At 69.6% G+C, this 18,299-nt stretch carries 18 protein-coding genes and 3 tRNA genes; 10 read left to right on the top strand and 11 right to left on the bottom strand.

What is annotated here, in order from left to right; translation table 11 throughout:
• Window positions 1–8 precede the first annotated feature (8 nt).
• The 7 genes from AC5P09_RS45290 to AC5P09_RS45260 form a co-directional block, all read right to left on the bottom strand.
• Complete coding sequence (locus AC5P09_RS45290) at window positions 9–623, bottom strand: response regulator (protein WP_493879525.1); 615 nt, start codon at window positions 621–623, stop codon at window positions 9–11.
• Complete coding sequence (locus tag AC5P09_RS45285; RefSeq protein ID WP_493879531.1) at window positions 620–1,849, bottom strand: sensor histidine kinase; 1,230 nt, start codon at window positions 1,847–1,849, stop codon at window positions 620–622. The genes AC5P09_RS45290 and AC5P09_RS45285 overlap by 4 nt, the downstream gene beginning before the upstream one ends.
• Before the next feature lie 17 nt (window positions 1,850–1,866).
• A complete protein-coding gene (locus tag AC5P09_RS45280; protein ID WP_493879524.1) occupies window positions 1,867–2,643 on the bottom strand; it encodes an ABC transporter permease in 777 nt (258 codons plus the stop codon).
• Complete coding sequence (locus AC5P09_RS45275; RefSeq protein WP_493879523.1) at window positions 2,640–3,596, bottom strand: ABC transporter ATP-binding protein; 957 nt, start codon at window positions 3,594–3,596, stop codon at window positions 2,640–2,642. Before AC5P09_RS45275 ends, AC5P09_RS45280 begins: the two co-directional genes overlap by 4 nt.
• Window positions 3,597–3,733: 137 nt before the next feature.
• Window positions 3,734–3,809 (bottom strand) — tRNA-Gly (locus tag AC5P09_RS45270).
• A gap of 80 nt (window positions 3,810–3,889) precedes the next feature.
• Window positions 3,890–3,961 (bottom strand) — tRNA-Gly (locus AC5P09_RS45265).
• A 122-nt stretch (window positions 3,962–4,083) separates the two neighbouring features.
• Window positions 4,084–4,401, bottom strand: coding sequence for a histone-like nucleoid-structuring protein Lsr2 (locus AC5P09_RS45260; RefSeq protein WP_266437059.1), 318 nt, complete (start codon window positions 4,399–4,401; stop codon window positions 4,084–4,086).
• A gap of 351 nt (window positions 4,402–4,752) precedes the next feature.
• Here AC5P09_RS45260 and purS point away from each other — a divergent pair, with 351 nt between their 5' ends.
• The 8 genes from purS to purM all read left to right on the top strand — a co-directional run bounded on the left by purS (window position 4,753) and on the right by purM (window position 13,840).
• On the top strand, window positions 4,753–5,028 hold the full coding sequence (gene purS, locus AC5P09_RS45255; RefSeq protein ID WP_493879522.1) for a phosphoribosylformylglycinamidine synthase subunit PurS: 276 nt from the start codon (window positions 4,753–4,755) through the stop codon (window positions 5,026–5,028).
• Complete coding sequence (gene purQ, locus AC5P09_RS45250) at window positions 5,025–5,705, top strand: phosphoribosylformylglycinamidine synthase subunit PurQ (RefSeq protein ID WP_493879521.1); 681 nt, start codon at window positions 5,025–5,027, stop codon at window positions 5,703–5,705. The genes purS and purQ overlap by 4 nt, the downstream gene beginning before the upstream one ends.
• The gene (gene purL, locus AC5P09_RS45245) at window positions 5,702–7,960 is read left to right on the top strand and encodes a phosphoribosylformylglycinamidine synthase subunit PurL (protein ID WP_493879520.1); all 2,259 of its coding nucleotides are present in this window, start codon (window positions 5,702–5,704) and stop codon (window positions 7,958–7,960) included. The genes purQ and purL overlap by 4 nt, the downstream gene beginning before the upstream one ends.
• A gap of 116 nt (window positions 7,961–8,076) precedes the next feature.
• Window positions 8,077–9,306: a hypothetical protein gene (locus AC5P09_RS45240; RefSeq protein WP_493879519.1), complete on the top strand. Its 1,230-nt coding sequence runs from the start codon at window positions 8,077–8,079 to the stop codon at window positions 9,304–9,306.
• Between the two features lie 131 nt (window positions 9,307–9,437).
• Complete coding sequence (locus tag AC5P09_RS45235) at window positions 9,438–10,235, top strand: maleylpyruvate isomerase family mycothiol-dependent enzyme (protein WP_493879518.1); 798 nt, start codon at window positions 9,438–9,440, stop codon at window positions 10,233–10,235.
• A gap of 93 nt (window positions 10,236–10,328) precedes the next feature.
• A complete protein-coding gene (locus AC5P09_RS45230) occupies window positions 10,329–11,099 on the top strand; it encodes an META domain-containing protein (RefSeq protein ID WP_493879517.1) in 771 nt (256 codons plus the stop codon).
• A gap of 72 nt (window positions 11,100–11,171) precedes the next feature.
• Window positions 11,172–12,701: an amidophosphoribosyltransferase gene (gene purF, locus AC5P09_RS45225; RefSeq protein ID WP_493879516.1), complete on the top strand. Its 1,530-nt coding sequence runs from the start codon at window positions 11,172–11,174 to the stop codon at window positions 12,699–12,701.
• 44 nt (window positions 12,702–12,745) lie between these two features.
• Window positions 12,746–13,840, top strand: a complete 1,095-nt coding sequence (gene purM, locus AC5P09_RS45220; RefSeq protein WP_493879515.1) for a phosphoribosylformylglycinamidine cyclo-ligase — start codon at window positions 12,746–12,748, stop codon at window positions 13,838–13,840.
• Window positions 13,841–13,906: 66 nt separating this feature from the next.
• Here the strand turns inward: purM and AC5P09_RS45215 are convergent, their stop codons facing one another.
• Window positions 13,907–14,158: a DUF3073 domain-containing protein gene (locus AC5P09_RS45215; protein WP_266437079.1), complete on the bottom strand. Its 252-nt coding sequence runs from the start codon at window positions 14,156–14,158 to the stop codon at window positions 13,907–13,909.
• Between the two features lie 300 nt (window positions 14,159–14,458).
• Complete coding sequence (locus AC5P09_RS45210; protein ID WP_493879514.1) at window positions 14,459–15,565, bottom strand: Leu/Phe/Val dehydrogenase; 1,107 nt, start codon at window positions 15,563–15,565, stop codon at window positions 14,459–14,461.
• Between the two features lie 223 nt (window positions 15,566–15,788).
• Here AC5P09_RS45210 and AC5P09_RS45205 point away from each other — a divergent pair, with 223 nt between their 5' ends.
• A complete protein-coding gene (locus AC5P09_RS45205) occupies window positions 15,789–16,631 on the top strand; it encodes a DUF8083 family protein (RefSeq protein ID WP_493879513.1) in 843 nt (280 codons plus the stop codon).
• Window positions 16,632–17,208: 577 nt separating this feature from the next.
• Complete coding sequence (gene bldC, locus AC5P09_RS45200; protein WP_003949541.1) at window positions 17,209–17,415, top strand: developmental transcriptional regulator BldC; 207 nt, start codon at window positions 17,209–17,211, stop codon at window positions 17,413–17,415.
• Window positions 17,416–17,896: 481 nt separating this feature from the next.
• Here bldC and AC5P09_RS45195 read toward each other — a convergent pair whose 3' ends face one another.
• Window positions 17,897–18,088: a DUF6274 family protein gene (locus AC5P09_RS45195; RefSeq protein ID WP_493879512.1), complete on the bottom strand. Its 192-nt coding sequence runs from the start codon at window positions 18,086–18,088 to the stop codon at window positions 17,897–17,899.
• Between the two features lie 135 nt (window positions 18,089–18,223).
• Window positions 18,224–18,298 (bottom strand) — tRNA-Asp (locus AC5P09_RS45190).
• Window position 18,299: the final 1 nt, after the last annotated feature.

The raw sequence follows: 18,299 nt of genomic DNA, 5'->3' as shown, positions 1-18,299 counted from the left end.
GAGAGCAACTATACCCAACCTCGCTCGCGTGCGAGCCGCACCGCCGTGTGACGGTTCTCCGCCCCGAGCTTGGAGACGGCCGACGACAGGTAGTTCCGTACGGTTCCCTGCGACAGCGCGGCCCGCTCGGCGATCTCCGCGACGGGCGCCCCGTCGGCGGCGAGCTCGAGGACCTCGGCCTCCCGCGCGGTCAGCGGTGAGTCGCCGGCGGAGATGGCGTCGGCGGCCAACTCGGGATCGACGTAACGGTTTCCGGCGTGCACCGTGCGGATGATCTCCGCGAGCCGCTGCGCGCTGACGGTCTTCGGTACAAATCCCCGGACACCCGCCTCGAGGGCCCGCTTCAGATGCCCGGGCCGCCCGTGACCGGTCACGATCAGCACCCGGCAGCCGGGCAGCTCGGCGCGCAGGGATGTGGCGACCTTCACACCGTCCGCGCCGGGCATCTGCAGATCCAGTACGGCGACATCGGGGGCGTGGGCACGGGCCATGGCCAGCGCCTCGGGCCCGGTCGCCGCCTCGGCCACGACGACGAGATCGTCCTCCAGCGAGAGCAGCGCGGCGAGCGCACCCCGGATGAGGTGCTCGTCGTCGGCGAGCAGAAGGCGTACGGGAGGGGTCACGCCATGACCTCACTCGCACCGGCCGTGACCAACGGCACCTCGGCCACCACCCGGAACAGCCCCCCGTCGACCTGCCCCGCCTCCAGCGTCCCCTCCACCGCGGCCAGCCGTTCCCGCAGCCCGGCCAGCCCCGAGCCGCCCGCACCCGAGCGGGCCGACGCCGCCCCGTCGTTCTCCACCGTCAGCACCACCCGTCCGTCCGTGACCCGGACCCCCACCGCACACCACCCGGCGTCCCCGTGCCGCAGTACGTTCGTCGTCGTCTCCCGCACCACCCACGCGAGCGCCGACTCCACCTCGCCCGGCAGCCCGGCCGGCTCACCGCCCGTCACCTCGCACCGGATCCCCGCGGCGGTCAACACCCCGTGCGCGCCGGCGAGTTCGACTCCGAGGTCAGCCTCCCGGTACCCGCGTACGACGTCCCGCACCTCGCGCTGCGACTCCTGGGCGATCCGCTGCACCTCGATCATCTGCTCCACGGCCTCGGTCCGCCCGCGCCGCGCCAGCTGCACGGCCAGCTCGCTCTTGAGGGCGATCACGGCGAGGTTGCGCCCCAGCACGTCGTGCAGGTCGCGCCCGAACCGCAGCCGTTCCTCGGCGACGGCGAGCCGGGCGCGGGTCTCGCGGGCCTCGTCGAGTTCGTAGAAGGCGTTGAGGAGCCAGACGGAGAACACGGAGGTGAAGGCGAGGACGGCGGAGCCGAACAGCACGGCCAGCGTCGAGGCCAGCGCGGCGGCGCCGGGAGTGCCCAGGGCGAGTGACACGGCTCCGGCGCCGGCCCCGAAGACCCCGACGAGCGCGTACACCTGCCGCCGGTCGCGGACGCCGAGCGCGAGTGTGCCGGCGCCGAAGATCAGGACGACCCCGAAGACCCCGCCCGCCGCGCCGCCGACATCCTCACCGCCGGGGCCGTGCTGCGCGATCGCGAGGGCCGCGCAGCCGACCGCGGCGGTGATCGCGCCGAGCGTCCACAGCAGCCGTACGGGCTGTTCACGCCGACCGCGCGTCCAGTCCAGCGCCCGCGACGCGGCCACCGCGCACACCACCCCGTGCACGCCCACCATCAGCAGCAACGAGCCCGCGAGCCAGGCCTCGACCTGCCAGAACCCGGTGAGCCCGATCGTCGCGATCTCCAGCACCGCGAAGAAGTGGAACGTCGACCGCGTGTACGCCTCGACCTTCGCCGGCGTGCTCTTGCCCCGCCACCACCCGGCCGGTCCCCGCATGCCCATGCCCCCGTCCCTCAGCGCCTCGGCTCCCACCGGAACCACCGCCGTACAGCAAACACGCCCAACAGGGTCCAGGCCAGTGCGGTCATCACCGGCCCCACCGCCTCATAGGCCGACAGCTCCCCGGTCCACCCGCCACGCACCAGCGTCATCACCGGTGACAGCGGCAGCAGTTCCAGCACCGATGCCACCCGGTCCGGCATCAGCTCCAGCGGTACGGCGACCCCGGAGCCCACCGCCGAGGCCATCAGCAGCGGCATCGAGGTGACCTGGGCGCTCTCCACGGTACGCGTGAAGCTCGCCGTCACGGCGGCCAGTGCCGCACACATGACCAGACCCAACCCGACGCCCACAACCGCGAGTTGCGGAGCTTCGGGGGCGGCCACGTCGAGCAGGACGGAACAGCCCACCGCCAGGATCAGGCACTGCACCAGCCCTGTCGCGACGGCCGGCAGCGCGGCCCCGGCCAGGATCTCCCGGTCCCGCGGCTCACCGGTGCGCAGTCGCTTGAGGACGAGTTCCTCGCGCCGCCCGACGAAGACGCCCACGAGCGCCGAGTACACCGCGAACAGCAGCGAGAACCCGATGGCCCCGGGCAGCACCACCAGCCCGACGTTCAGTCCGGAGCCGGCGAGGTCCATGTCCTGGACCGCCGCCCGCGCACTGACCGGCAGGACCAGCGGCACGAACACCGCCGTGACGATCATGCCCTTGCTCCGCCCGAACAGGGTCAGCTCGGCCCGCGCGAGCGCCGCGACGCGCCCCGCCGGAGTGGTGACGGCCCCGCTCATGCCGCGTACTCCTCTACGGCCTCGGAGGAGGCCTCGCGGGCGATCCCCAGGAACGCCTCCTCCAGCGACGCCGACCGCACATCGAGCCGCCGCAGCTCGATCCCGGCCCGCTCGGCCCATCCCAGCACCCCGGTGGCCGTCCGCTGAAGCTCCCGGGTCCGCAGCCGTACGACCTTCCCCTCGGCCTCGTGCCCGCACACTCCCAGCTGACCGAGCGGCGGCAGGTCGCCCAGGAAGTACCCGTCGGGCAGCTCGAAGGAGATCCGGGACGGCTGCGCGGCGGTCACCTCGGCCGGCGTCCCCGCGGCCGCGATCCGCCCTTCGTGCAGGATGGCGAGCCGGTCGGCGAGATCCTCGGCCTCCTCCAGATAGTGCGTGGTCAGCAGCACGGTCGTACCGCCGTCGCGCAGCGCGCCCACCAGCTCCCAGGTCTCCCGGCGCCCTTCGGCGTCCAGCCCGGTCGTCGGCTCGTCGAGGAACAGCACCTCGGGCTCGCCGAGCAGCGCGAGCGCCAGGTCCAGGCGCCGCCGCTCACCCCCGGACAACTGCTTCACCCGTACGCCCGCCCGGCGCTCGAGCCCGACCAGCGCGAGCACCTCCCCCTCGGGCCGCGCCCCGCTCACGCACCCGGCCCACATCCGCGCGGTCTCGGCGACGGTCAGCTCGGACGGAAACCCGCCCTCCTGCAACATCACACCCGTCCGAGGCCGTACGACGGCCCGCTCGGCGTAGGGATCACGGCCGAGGACCCGCACCCGCCCCCCGGCCGGCCGCGCGAGCCCCTCCAGCAGCTCGACCGTGGACGTCTTGCCCGCCCCGTTGGTGCCCAGCAGGGCGAAGACCTCGCCGCGGCGCACGGAGAAGGAGATCCCGCGCACCGCCTCGAAGCCGCCCCCGTACACACGCCGCAGGTCAGTGACCTCAATCACGCGTTCGTCTTCGTCGGTGTCCATGCCTTCAGCGTTCCGCGCCCGGCGGCCCGGCAGCAGTGCGCGCTGTCATCACTCGGCATGACAAATGTCAGACGCATGCCAGGTCCGCGAACGCGGCACACGAAAAAGACCCCGGTCGATGACCAGGGTCCTTTTCATGGAGCGGACGACCAGGTTCGAACTGGCGACCTCAACCTTGGCAAGGTTGCGCTCTACCAACTGAGCTACGTCCGCATTGCCTCCGACCGGCTCTCACCGATCGGCGCGTGCACCATCCTACCTGATCCACAAGAGGGACAGGGCCGGCGGTGCAGAGCGGGTGACAGGAATTGCACACTGCGCCTTCCCCCTGGAAGGGGGATGTTCTACTACTGAACTACACCCGCGTGTACTTCGGAGCCGGGCCTTTCGGCCTCGCCCCTCGGCGTGCTCCAGACTCTAGCTGACCAGGAGGGGTGCAGCGCAAGTCGGTTCTCCCGGGGGGCGGGTGACCAGGTGTCGGCCGCTCTCAGCGGGCGGCGGCGAACGCCTCGTAGACCTTCTTCGGGATCCGCCCACGCGCCGGGACGTCCATCTTGTTGGCCTGGGCCCAGGCCCGGACGGCCGCCGGGTCGGGGGCGACCTCCGTCTGCTTGTACGCCTTGCCGGACCTCGACCGCTTGCGGCCGGCCTCCACGTAGGGCTCGAGTGCCTCACGCAGTTTCTTGGCATTGACCTGGTTCAGGTCGATCTCGTACGACTTGCCGTCGAGTCCGAAGGCGATCGTTTCCGCCGCTTCCGAGCCGTCGATGTCGTCAAAGAGAGTGACCACGACACGCTGCGCCACGAATATCGGTCCCTTCGTGCGGCATCTCTGCGATGACGTGCCAGGACGTCCTGGAGATGCCGACTGTCCGCCTGTTATTGGGCAAAGTATCGGCTATTGCCAATTCATTTGTACAGTGCCCGGCATTGCATTGTGAAGCCCGACTAAATCTGTCCGCGTGTCCCCGGCGCAATAGATGTGGCGCATCGATTCGGGATCTTTCCCTGAACTTTTCGCGAAGGCACCCTTCCGATACCGGATCGTGACAGCCGTCACGTAGTTTCCTACAACTCTACCCGCGTAGAAATTTTGTGCGGGTAGTCTGAAGACACCTGCAGGAACCTGCTCAGCACCACAACACCGGGAGTGCCAGTGGCACGCGTCGTAGTCGACGTCATGCTCAAGCCGGAGATCCTCGACCCCCAGGGCCAGGCGGTGCAGCGCGCACTGCCGCGGCTCGGTTTCGAAGGCATCTCGGACGTACGTCAGGGAAAGCGATTCGAACTGGAAGTTGACGGACCGGTCGACGAGGCCACGCTCGCCCGCATCCACGATCTTGCGGAATCCTTCCTCGCCAACACCGTCATCGAGGACTTCACTGTCAGGGTGGACAACAACGAGGCGCACGTCGCGGAGGCCGTGAAGTGACCGCTCGTATCGGCGTCGTCACTTTCCCGGGCAGCCTCGACGACCGGGACACTCAGCGCGCGATCCGCCTCGCGGGCGCCGAACCGGTCGCCCTCTGGCACAAGGACAAGGACCTCCACCAGGTCGACGCCGTGGTGCTGTGCGGCGGTTTCTCCTACGGCGACTATCTGCGCGCCGGTGCCATCGCGCGCTTCTCGCCGGTGATGGAGCCCCTCATCGAGCAGGCGAAGGCGGGCCTCCCGGTCCTCGGCATCTGCAACGGCTTCCAGATCCTCACCGAGGCCCACCTCCTCCCGGGCGGGATGCTCGGCAACGACCACCTCCACTTCATCTGCCGCGACCAGAAGCTGCGGGTGGAGAACGCGGACACCGCCTGGACCACCGACTACTCGGCCGGCCAGGAGATCAACATCCCGCTGAAGAACATGGACGGCCGGTACGTCGCCGACGAGTACACACTGGACAAGCTGGAGGGCGAGGGCCGCGTCGCGTTCCGTTACATGGACTTCAACCCGAACGGCTCGCTCCGTGACATCGCCGGCATCAGCAACGAGGCCGGGAACGTCGTAGGCCTGATGCCGCACCCGGAGCACGCCGTGGAGCCGCTCATCGGCACCGGCCGCACCGACGGCCTCCCCTTCTTCACCTCGATCCTCAAGAAGCTGGTCAACGCATGAGCCGGACGCCTCTGGACACGGTCGAGCACGCGACCGCGACCCCCGACGTCGAGCTGCCCTGGGCCGAACTCGGCCTGAAGAAGGACGAGTACGAGCGGGTGGTGGAGATCCTCGGCCGCCGCCCGACCGGCGCCGAGCTCGCCATGTACTCCGTCATGTGGTCCGAGCACTGCTCGTACAAGTCGTCGAAGGTGCACCTGCGCCAGTTCGGCGAGAAGGCCCCCCAGTCCGACGCCCTGCTCGTGGGCATCGGCGAGAACGCGGGTGTCGTCGACGTCGGCCAGGGCTATGCGGTCACCTTCAAGGTGGAGTCGCACAACCACCCGTCGTACGTGGAGCCGTACCAGGGCGCCGCGACCGGTGTCGGCGGCATTGTCCGCGACATCATCGCGATGGGGGCCCGGCCGGTCGCGGTCGTCGACCCGCTGCGGTTCGGTGCGGCCGACCACCCGGACACCAAGCGCGTCCTGCCGGGCGTGGTGGCCGGCATCGGCGGTTACGGCAACTGCCTCGGCCTCCCGAACATCGGCGGCGAGGTCGTCTTCGACGCCTGCTACCAGGGCAACCCGCTGGTCAACGCCGGTGCCATCGGCGTCATGCGGCACGAGGACATCCACCTCGCGAAGGCGTCCGGCGCGGGCAACAAGGTCATCCTGTACGGGGCCCGCACGGGCGGCGACGGCATCGGCGGCGCCTCGATCCTGGCGAGCGAGACCTTCGACGACGCAAAGCCGTCGAAGCGTCCGGCCGTGCAGGTCGGTGACCCCTTCCAGGAGAAGCTCCTCATCGAGTGCACTCTGGAGGCGTTCAAGGAGAAGCTGGTCGTCGGCATCCAGGACCTCGGTGCGGCGGGCCTGTCCTGCGCCACGTCCGAGCTGGCCTCCAACGGCTCCGGCGGCATGCGCGTGACTCTGGACGACGTGCCCCTGCGCGACTCGACTCTCTCGCCCGAGGAAATCCTCATGAGCGAGTCGCAGGAGCGCATGTGCGCGGTCGTCGAGCCGGGGAAGGTCGACCGGTTCCTGGAGATCTGCGACAAGTGGGACGTCATCGCCACGGTGATCGGCGAGGTCACCGACGGCGACCGTCTGGAGATCTACTGGCACGGCGGCAAGATCGTCGACGTCGACCCGCGCACGGTGGCACACGAGGGTCCGACGTACGAGCGCCCGTACGCCCGCCCGTCCTGGCAGGACGCGCTCCAGGCGGACGACGCGAACAAGCTCCCGCGGCCTTCTTCGAGCGAAGAGCTGAAGGACCAGGTCCTGAAGCTGGTGTCGTCCCCGAACCAGGCCTCCAAGTCCTGGATCACCTCCCAATACGACCACTTCGTGCAGGGCAACACGGTGCTGGCCCAGCCCGAGGACTCCGGGATGATCCGCATCGACGAGGAGACCGGCCTCGGCGTCGCCATCGCGACGGACGGCAACGGCCGGTACGCGAAGCTGGACCCGTACGCGGGCGCGCAGCTGGCGCTGTCGGAGGCGTACCGCAACGTGGCAACGACCGGCGCCAAGCCCCTCGCCGTCTCCGACTGCCTGAACTTCGGCTCGCCCGAGGACCCGGCGGTGATGTGGCAGTTCGCGGAGGCGATCCGTGGACTGGCCGACGCCTGTCAGCAGCTCGGCACCCCGGTGACCGGCGGCAACGTCTCCCTCTACAACCAGACCGGCGAGGTGGCGATCCACCCGACCCCGGTGGTCGCGGTCCTGGGCGTCATCGACGACGTGGCCCGCCGCACGCCGGTCGCCTTCCAGGAGGAGGGCCAGCTGCTCTACCTCCTCGGCGACACCCGCGAGGAGTTCGGCGGTTCGGCCTGGTCGCAGGTGATCCACGACCACCTCGGCGGCCTGCCCCCGAAGGTCGACCTGGAGCGCGAGCGCCTGCTCGCCGAGATCCTGATCTCCGCTTCCCGCGACGGCATGATCGACTCCGCGCACGACCTGTCCGACGGCGGTCTGATCCAGGCGGTCGTGGAGTCGGCGCTGCTCGGCGGCAAGGGCGCGCGTCTGGTCGTACCGGACGGGCTCGACGCCTTCACCCTCCTCTTCTCGGAGTCGGCCGGCCGCGCCGTCGTGGCCGTTCCCCGCTCCGAAGAGGTCCGCTTCAACGACATGTGCGGGGCGCGGGGTCTGCCCGTCACCCGCATCGGTGTCGTCGACGGCGACTGCGTCGAGCTCCAGGGCGAGTTCGAGCTGTCGCTGGAGGAGCTGCGCGAGGCTCACGAGGGGACCATCCCGGCTCTGCTGGCGTAAATTCCCTTCGGCTGTACGGCCGTGAAGGCCCCGACCGTTCCGACGGCCGGGGCCTTCACGCGTGTTAACTTCTGCCGGGTGTCGGTCAGTTGGTGAACACGGGGGAAAGAAGCTCGGTGGAAGTCCCGGCGAGGATACGCAAGCCCGTCAACGTCCTGCTGTGTCTGGCCTCCGTCGCGGGGATCGGCTTCGGCGGCAGTGTGCTGTGGGGCGAGTGGCGGACGTACCGCGAGGTCTCTCAGGGGTGCGCGGACCTCGTGTCGGTGGGTGTGGTGCGGGACATCGACCACGCCGGGCGGGACCTGCGGCAGCGCGAAGCGCTCGACCTGGACGACCTGCCGTCGTCCTGCACGCTCTCGAACTCGGCGGACGGGGACCGGAGGGGGACACCACTGCTGACCCTGCGGGTCGACGCCGGTCCGGGCGGCGGGCAGACCAACATCGTCTCCACCCCCGGGTCGGAGCTCCCCGAGCGGTGGCAGCGGCTGGAGGTGCCGGTCGGCTCAGGTGTGTCGGGCCTGGCGGTGCCCTCCGCGACCACGGTCCGGCTCGCCTGTGAGGGCGGGACGTACCGGGGGAGCCCGGTGAAGAACGTCGAGGTGACGGCGACGGCCGCGTATGCCGGGCTGTGGTCGTTCGACGGTCGCACGCCGAGCGAGGGGGACCGCCGACGGATGGCGTCCATCGCGGTGAGCGCGGGCAACAGGGTGGCGGAGACGTTCGGTTGCTCCGACCGCCTGCCCGAGCCCTCCGCCGACCTCCCGGCGGTCCCGGACTTCACCGCCGCCGGCCGGGCCGACGGCACCTGTGCCTGGTACGCCCGCCTGGAGTCGCCCTCGCGCGAGCAACTCTGGCTGCCGGACGAGGCGATGGGCGCCCCGGCCGACGCGCACGCCTGGCGCGAACGGTGCGCCCTACGGCTGTCCACCGACCGGGCCCGCACCCTGTTCGACGCGGCCTACGCCGGCACCGAGGGCATCGACGACGGCGACGCGCCCACCGGCGATCCCGACGAGGCGTGGTGGGCCGACCTCCAGACCTTCTACGGCCAGGACGAGCCCAACGTCTACTTCGGCAGCGCGGGCTTCCGGGACAGCAGCGACGCACCCGTCGCCGCGGGCACGGCCGGCAGCCTCGTCGCCGAGGACGACAGCAACCCGACGTGGTGGGCCACGTCCGTCTGCGACGGCGAGCCCGCCGTCCACGTCCTGCGGCTGAGATACGTCTACGCCCGCGCCGCCGCCCCGCACTTCGAACGCCTCTTCAGGGCGTACGTCACCGATGTCGCCGCCCGCCGCGCGTGCACGGACCTGGAGTTCCCGGAGGGAGTGACCTTCACCTCCTGACATGTGCTGGCAGGGATTCACGTCCACGACTGGCAGCACGGTGCACTGACCGAGGGGCTGGTCGCTGGTCCTGGCGTACGCCCTCTACGCGCACCTGTGCCCGGCACCCCAGTCCGCCTAGGCTGATCGTCATGCCCCCGGCCAAGAAGCGCGCCCGCACCTACGACCCCGCCAAGATCCGCACCGCGGTCCTGGCCCAGTTCGGGAACGTACGGGAAGCCGTCGGCACCCTCACCCCCGAGCAGGCCGCACTGCCCACCCGGCTCGGGGACTGGACCGTACGGGATCTGGCCGCGCACATCGGCATGGCCCTCGGGGCCGTCGTACGACTGCTCGACGAGCCCGAACCGCCGAAGCAGAACGGCGTGCTCCTCGACTGGCCGCACGCCATCGGCGCCGACGCGCCGGACATCGCCGGTCACGCCCGGGACCTCGCCGAGCGGAACCCGGACCTCGCCGCCCACCTCGCCGACGTGGAGCGGCGCTTCACCGCCCGCATCGCAGAGAACCTCGGCACCCGGCTGCTCGCCACCAGCGCGGGTGCCCTGTCGCTCGACGACTACCTGGTCACCCGTACCGTCGAACTCGTCGTCCACACCGACGACCTGAACGACGCCGTCCCCGGCCTCGACATCCCGTACGACCGGCAGGCCCTCGCCGCCGCCACCCGCCTCCTCGCCGACACGCTCGCCGCGAAGGCCCCCGGCGGTTCCACCGAGGTGCGGATCCCGCCGTACGCCGTCGTCCAGTGCGTCGAGGGGCCCCGGCACACCCGCGGCACCCCGCCGAACGTCGTCGAGACCGACCCGCTGACCTGGATCCGCCTCGCCACCGGGCGCGTGAGCTGGAAGGACGCGCTCGACGAGGCGAAGGTCAGCGCGAGCGGGGAGCGGGCGGACCTGGGCGGACTGCTGCCGCTCCTCATCTGAGGCGGGAATACCTGGGGCGAGATTGCCTGGGGCGGGAATACCTGAGACGGGAACAGAGGGAACCAACCACCCCACCCGCCCCGTCGAATCGGCATGTACAGGCAGAAGCAGCGACTCACCCTCACCGTGACCGCCCTCGCTCTCGTCCCCCTGGCGGCAGCCTGCGGCGACGAGAAGGCCGGCGGTGGATCGGTCGGCGCCGCCCCGCCCATCACCGGCGTCCACTGGAGCGTCGACAGCGTCACCGTCGACGGCACCACCCACCAGTCCCCCTCCGACGCGCACGTCGAGATCGCCGACGGCAAGGCGGCCGGCAACTACGGCTGCAACCACTTCAACGCCAAGGCGGCCGTCGAGGGCGACAGCATCGAACTCAGCGATGCCATGACCACCGAGATGGCCTGCGAGGACAAACCCATGGACTTCGAGCGGACCCTCGCCCGCACCCTCGCGGACGGCGCCCTGAAGACCGAGGTCAAGGACGACCGGCTGACCCTCACGACCGAGGCTGGCGACCGCGTCCACCTCACCAAGGCGGCCGATGCCTCCCTCTACGGCACGAAATGGCAGGTCACCTCACCCGCGTCCCAGAGCAAGGCGCACCTCACCTTCGACAAGAAGACCGGCAAGGTCTCCGGCAGCCTCGGCTGCAACAAGGTGAACGCCAAGGCGACGGTCAGCGACGGACATATCACCCTCGGCGCTCCGTCCACGACCCGAATGATGTGCGACGCCTCACTCATGAACGTGGAGAAGGACCTGCTCCGCCTCTTCGGCAGCACCGTAAGTTACGAACTGGATCATCGAACTCTCACGCTGACCAGCGAAAACGACGCGGTCGTCACCGCGGTCGCGGACAAGTGATCCTTTACCGCAGCTCAGGGCCGGGGATTCCCCAATTCGGACCAGTGGTCGACCTCGCCTACACTCGGGTACGTGCCACGTGGTGACGGACGACTCAACCACGACCTGCTCCCCGGTGAGAAGGGCCCCCAGGACGCTTGCGGCGTCTTCGGTGTCTGGGCTCCGGGCGAAGAGGTCGCCAAGCTCACGTACTTCGGGCTCTACGCCCTCCAGCATCGGGGCCAGGAATCCGCGGGAATCGCGGTCAGCAACGGCTCCCAGATCCTCGTCTTCAAGGACATGGGCCTCGTTTCCCAGGTCTTCGACGAGACCTCGCTCGGTTCGCTCCAGGGTCACCTCGCGGTCGGTCACGCCCGCTACTCGACCACTGGTGCCTCCACCTGGGAGAACGCCCAGCCGACGTTCCGTGCCACCGCGCACGGTTCCATCGCGCTCGGCCACAACGGCAACCTGGTCAACACGGCGCAGCTCGCCGAGATGGTCGCCGACCTCCCCAAGGACACCAACGGCCGTTCCACCCGGGTGGCCGCCACCAACGACACCGACCTGCTCACCGCGCTGCTCGCGGCCCAGGTCGACGACGACGGCAAGCCGCTGACCATCGAAGAGGCATCCGCCCGGATCCTCCCGCAGGTCAAGGGAGCCTTCTCGCTCGTCTTCATGGACGAGCACACCCTCTACGCCGCCCGTGACCCGCAGGGCATCCGCCCGCTGGTCCTCGGCCGCCTGGAGCGCGGCTGGGTCGTCGCCTCCGAGTCCGCCGCCCTCGACATCTGCGGCGCGGCCTATGTCCGCGAGATAGAGCCGGGCGAGTTCATCGCGATCGACGAGAACGGTCTGCGCACGTCCCGATTCGCGGAAGCGAAGCCCAAGGGCTGTGTCTTCGAGTACGTGTACCTGGCCCGCCCCGACACCGACATCGCCGGCCGGAACGTGTACCTCTCCCGCGTGGAGATGGGCCGCAAGCTCGCCAAGGAAGCCCCTGCCGAGGCCGACCTGGTCATAGCGACTCCGGAGTCCGGCACCCCGGCCGCCATCGGCTACGCGGAGGCCTCCGGCATCCCCTTCGGTGCCGGTCTGGTGAAGAACGCGTACGTCGGCCGTACGTTCATCCAGCCCTCCCAGACCATCCGTCAGCTGGGCATCCGCCTGAAGCTGAACCCGCTGAAGGAAGTCATCAAGGGCAAGCGCCTGGTCGTCGTCGACGACTCGATCGTGCGCGGCAACACCCAGCGGGCCCTGGTCCGCATGCTCCGCGAGGCGGGCGCCGCCGAGGTCCACATCCGGATCTCCTCGCCGCCCGTGAAGTGGCCGTGCTTCTTCGGCATCGATTTCGCGACCCGCGCCGAGCTCATCGCCAACGGCATGACCATCGACGAGATCGGCACCTCCCTGGGCGCCGACTCCCTGGCGTACATCTCCCTCGACGGCATGATCGAGGCGACCACCATCGCCAAGCCGAACCTCTGCCGCGCCTGCTTCGACGGCGAGTACCCGATGGCACTCCCGGATCCCGAGCTGCTCGGCAAGCAGCTCCTGGAGACCGAGCTGGCCGCCGGGCCCGCCGCCACGGCCGCGGCCGACGCGATCCGTCGCCCGTAGCCGGCCCGTCCTCCCTGCAGTACGACACGAAAGTTCTCATCGTCATGCCTGAGACCCCCAGTGCCCAGGGCGGCGCCGGCCACGCAGCTGCCTCTTACAAAACAGCAGGTGTCGACATCGAAGCGGGCGACCGCGCCGTCGAGCTGATGAAGGAGTGGGTGAAGAAGACGCAGCGCCCCGAGGTCCTCGGCGGCCTCGGCGGTTTCGCCGGCCTCTTCGACGCGTCCGCCCTCAAGCGCTACGAGCGTCCCCTCCTCGCCTCCGCCACCGACGGCGTCGGCACGAAGGTCGACATCGCGCGCCAGCTGGGCGTCTACGACACCGTCGGCCACGACCTGGTCGCGATGGTCATGGACGACATCGTGGTGTGCGGCGCCGAGCCGCTGTTCATGACCGACTACATCTGCGTCGGCAAGGTCCACCCCGAGCGGGTCGCCGCCATCGTCAAGGGCATCGCCGAGGGCTGTGTCCTGGCCGGTTGCGCCCTGGTCGGCGGCGAGACGGCCGAGCACCCCGGTCTGCTAGGCCCGGACGACTTCGACGTCGCCGGTGCCGGTACGGGCGTGGTGGAGGCCGACCGCCTCCTCGGCCCGGATCGCATCCGTAAGGGTGACGCCGTCATCGCCATGGCGGCCTCCGGACTTCACTCGAACGGGTACTCGCTCGTCCGGCATGTGCTGCTGAACCAGGCCGGTCTGTCCCTGGACGCGCACATCGAGGAGTTCGGCCGCACGCTGGGCGAGGAGCTCCTGGAGCCCACCAAGATCTACTCGCTGGACTGCCTGGCGCTGACCCGCACCGCCGAGGTGCACGCCTTCTCACACGTCACCGGTGGCGGACTCGCCGCCAACCTGGCCCGCGTCATCCCCGACGGCCTGCACGCGATCGTGGACCGCTCCACCTGGACTCCGGCCCCGGTGTTCGACCTCGTCGGCAGGACGGGTGACGTCGAACGCCTGGAGCTGGAGAAGACCCTGAACATGGGCGTCGGCATGATCGCGATCCTGCCGGAGGAGTCGGCGGACGTGGCCCTGACGACCCTGGCCGACCGCGGGGTCGAGGCCTGGGTGGCCGGCGAGATCACGGACCGCGGCGACCACACCACGGGTGCGGAGCTGGTCGGTGACCACGCCGCCTGACGAGGGCAGAGCAAAACCCGGTCCGGCGGTGGTAACCGCTGGACCGGGTGATGCAGAGCTGAATCGTCAAGCGCCGCGGCGTTGAGACGTAGGACCGGACTCGTCGTCCTCGTCCTCGTTGTCGTTGTACAGATCCGCGTACTGGGCGTACGGGTCGTCTTCCTCGTCGTCGTCCTCGAACGGCTCGCCATTCGGCGGTTGATTCGAAGTCGAAGCGCCCAGCTCGCTGGCCAGACGCGACAGGTCTGTCCCGCCGCTGTTGTACTTCAGCTGGCGGGCGACCTTCGTCTGCTTGGCCTTGGCCCGGCCGCGCCCCATGGCTCGACCCCCTCGGTGATGGGGCCCGGCGGCCCCAGAGTCTTGACACGCGTTCATGATCTGGAACGGGCTCTCCATGGAGAGACCCGTCCGTAGGGCTTCCACGGTACCTGAGCCCGCGCCCATACGGTACGTCGCCCGCAGGACGTGCCCGGACCCAGAACCCGCGAGGTGCCCTGTCCTCGCTGGTCAACCGCGATTTTAACCACTTATCCACGGCCGACCCGCCGACGAACGTGAGAGTTCTCTCTAAGTGTGCGCCGACGGGTACCGGTCAAACCTGCGAGTGCGCCTGGCGGGTCACCGCGTCCGGCGGGCCGCGGCCGCCTCGTGCATCCGCTGCTCGGCGATCCGGTCGGCCGCGGCGGCCGGCGGAATCCCATCCGCCTTCGCACGTGCGAATATGGCCAACGTGGTGTCGTAGATCTTCGCGGCCTTCGCCCTGCACCGCTCGAAGTCGAACCCGTGCAGTTCGTCGGCGACCTGGATGACACCGCCGGCGTTCACCACGTAGTCCGGTGCGTAGAGGATCCCGCGGTCGGCGAGGTCCTTCTCCACGCCCGGGTGGGCGAGCTGGTTGTTGGCGGCGCCGCAGACGATGCGGGCGGTCAGCACCGGCACGGTGTCGTCGTCGAGGGCCCCGCCCAGCGCGCACGGGGCGTAGATGTCGAGCCCGTCCACCCGGATCAGCGCGTCCGTGTCGGCCACGGCCGTCACACCCTCCGGGTGCCGGCCGAGGATCCGGCGTACGGCCTCCTCGCGCACGTCCGTGATCACGATCTCGGCGCCCTCGGCGCGCAGGTGCTCCACCAGGTGGTGCCCGACCTTTCCGACGCCCGCGATGCCGACCCGGCGGCCGCGCAGCAACGGATCGCCCCACAGATGCTGCGCGGAGGCGCGCATGCCCTGGTAGACGCCGAAGGCGGTGAGGACGGAGGAGTCCCCGGCGCCGCCGTTCTCGGGCGAGCGTCCGGTCGTCCAGCGGCACTCGCGCGCCACGACGTCCATGTCGGCGACGTACGTACCGACGTCGCAGGCGGTGACGTAGCGGCCGCCGAGCGAGGCGACGAACCGGCCGTACGCGAGAAGCAGCTCCTCGGTCTTGTCCCGGTCCGGGTCGCCGATGATCACGGCCTTGCCGCCGCCGTGGTCGAGACCGGCCATGGCGTTCTTGTACGACATCCCGCGGGCGAGGTTCAGCGCGTCGGCGACGGCCTCCGCCTCGCTCGCGTACGGGTAGAAGCGCGTACCGCCGAGCGCGGGGCCCAGGGCGGTGGAGTGGAGGGCGATGACGGCCTTGAGACCGCTGGCACGGTCCTGGCAGAGCACGACTTGCTCATGACCGCCCTGATCCGAGTGGAACAGGGTGTGCAGTACATCAGCAGGTGCGCCGGTTACGTCGGTCACTGTGGTGACTCCTGAAGTAAGTAGCGGCGGGTGGAGACCGGCTCCCGTACGGGTGGCGGGGGCTGTGAGCATGAGATTAGAGCCTGGGAGCCCCGGTCAGCGCGCAGTGCTCAGGATCACCTGCTCGCCGGGTGCGTCCGTGCGACGATTTGCATAGTTTTCCCGCTCGTTTGTGTGCGGGTTTCGCAGGTTTTCCTGGCAGACGGCGGGGGAGGGAGCAGGCGTGCCCAAGGTGTCCTCGTTGATCGTCCCGTACGCCACCTATCTGCGCGTGTACGAGCCGCTGGCCGCCTTCCCGGAGCCGGAGCGCGGCCACTGGGCGCGCTACGCCCGCCGCCCCGACCGTCCCTCGTACCAGGACGAACTCCGCCGTTCCCTGGCCGACTTGCTGCCCACCCCGCCCATTGCGGTGCCGGTGCACGAGAGCGGCGACGCGTTCGTGCTGGAGGTCGACGGGGTGGTGTGCGTGTGCCCGTGGCGCACCCGGCTGCGCGGCTGGCAGGCTCTGGCGGAGCTCGGCGAGGAGCTGCCGAGGCCGGTCCTGGAAGCGGTGCTGCCGGAGGTCGTGCGGCAGCAGGCGGCCAAGGACTACGAGCGCTGGCTGGCCCGCAATCCGGACGCCCGGCCCTGGATCCGCACGGCGACCTGGCAGGTGCCGCTCAACTGGTTCGTGCTGGTCTCCGACGAGGAGCGGCGCTTCGACAAGGGCTCCGGCGAGGTTCCCCCGATGCTGCGCTACCGGACGCCGATGGTGCAGGCCCGGCGCCGGGTCGCGCGGGGCCTCAGGGCGCTCAAGGAGGCCATCGACGAGGGGCCGCTGATCGACGGCCTGGTGGACGTCGGGCGCTGGCTGGAGGAGTTCCACCCGCGCTCGCTGGTGGAGCTGGACTACGGCGGCCTGGTGCACACCCTGCCGGCCGGCGAGCTGGAGGACGACCACTCGGCGGCCGATGTGGCCGAGGGCATCGCGGCGCTGCGCAGCGGTGACGGGGTCGCGGCGGGCGAGGCGTACGCGCGGCTCGTGGAGCGGTGGCGGTCGGTCCGGGACCGGCGCTCGGCGAACTGAGCGTGGTTCAGGTCACTCAGGTGACGCAGGTAACGAACTGACGTTTGACCTGACGCCCGTTTTGGGGTTTCGTCCTCGGACCGAGGTTTCTCCTCGGTATGTCCTGAGGTTTCGTCAACAAGGGACGTAGGTCCCGATCCGGGGCGTTTGATGCCAAGCGTGACGGACCGCACGTACGCGGCCCTTGCGTCCCTTGCCCCTCCTCATGCCAAAATAGGACAAGGAGTCCGGGGGAACTCCGTCCGTCCCGTTCTGCTGTAGTACGGGCGGAATCTCAGCATTGCATGTGCTTAGGGGGGTCTGATGACTCCTGATCGTCCTGTGACTGATCGTCACAGTGGCGTGACTGTCCGCTATGGCATGGTCCATCGGCTTCCGTCGCTGATGAACACCTGGAGGGGCAATTCCATCGGTTTGGCCGACGCGGCTGGACGGATGGTGTAGTTGTAGTGCCGAGGACAAGCCGTTCGTCCTATAACCGACTCGACTCGCGTCCGCCATTTCGGGCAACGCGGGTCAAGGTGCAGAATTTAGAGGAAAGAACCGAGAAGGTTCGGTTCTCCCGAGGAGGCCGCTCATGACCGCTCGCACCCCTGATGCCGAGCCGCTGCTGACCCCGGCTGAGGTCGCCACGATGTTCCGCGTCGACCCGAAGACGGTCACGCGGTGGGCGAAGGCCGGCAAGCTCACTTCGATCCGTACGCTCGGCGGTCACCGCCGATACCGCGAGGCTGAGGTCCGCGCTCTGCTCGCGGGCATCCCGCAGCAGCGCAGCGAGGCCTAACAACTGAATAACCGGGCAAAACCGGCAGGTCCCCCAACATGCCGCGGCGCCCGGACCCTTGGCTCCAAGCGACGCGGGTTCTGCCCCAACAGAGCCCACGCCCAGGCCCCTCCGGGCTTCCCAAGCAGTGACAGGGTGCGTCGTCGATCGCGCTGGACTCCGCCGAGTCCAGCGCGATCTTTTTGTGCGCGTGTGTGTGTACGTGTGTGGGTGCGGCGTGGCCTACGGGGCGGCTCTGTGAGCGGGCTTGTCGGACTCTGGGGAGGGCTGTCGGATCTCCTGTGGGCACGCCCTGACGCTGGTGCAATTGCACATATTAAATTGACCAGTTGTATGTGAGGCGTAAGTACCGCGGTTTCAGAAACTCATGCAGTGACACCCGTCACATGCCAGAGTCCTTGTTGCCCCTGGCTCATGTGCGCTAGAGGAGGCACAGCTTCCATCGCCCCGCAGCGGAGCGGGTGTTGGGGCCGCGTCACGGTCACGCACCGGAGGGACTCTCGTCCTCGACGGCCTTCTCGGGCGTCTGGGCGGTGCGTGGGGCGCCGTCCATCGCCAGTCGCAGCAGGCGATGGCAGATCGGGCAATGACGCGTCAGGTGGCGATAGGAGGAAGCGGCCGCCAGATGGGCACGGAGCAGCGCCCGAGTCTCGTGCCTGGTCGATGCCGCCATACCCCACCTCCAAGGGGCCGCACGGAAAACGGGGCCCTGGTTTCTGGGTACCGAGCGAAAGTGACGCCGTCAAGGGCGCCGAGGACGCAAGAGAGCCCGGATCCGAAGATCCGGGCTCTCTTGCTTACTTCACTGCGGTCCTGACGGGATTTGAACCCGCGGCCTCCACCTTGACAGGGTGGCGAGCACTCCAAACTGCTCCACAGGACCA

The sequence above is a fragment of the Streptomyces sp. a15 genome (assembly GCF_059026085.1).
Note: the sequence above shows the minus strand (reverse complement) of the source record. Positions and strands in the feature narration are given on the sequence as shown.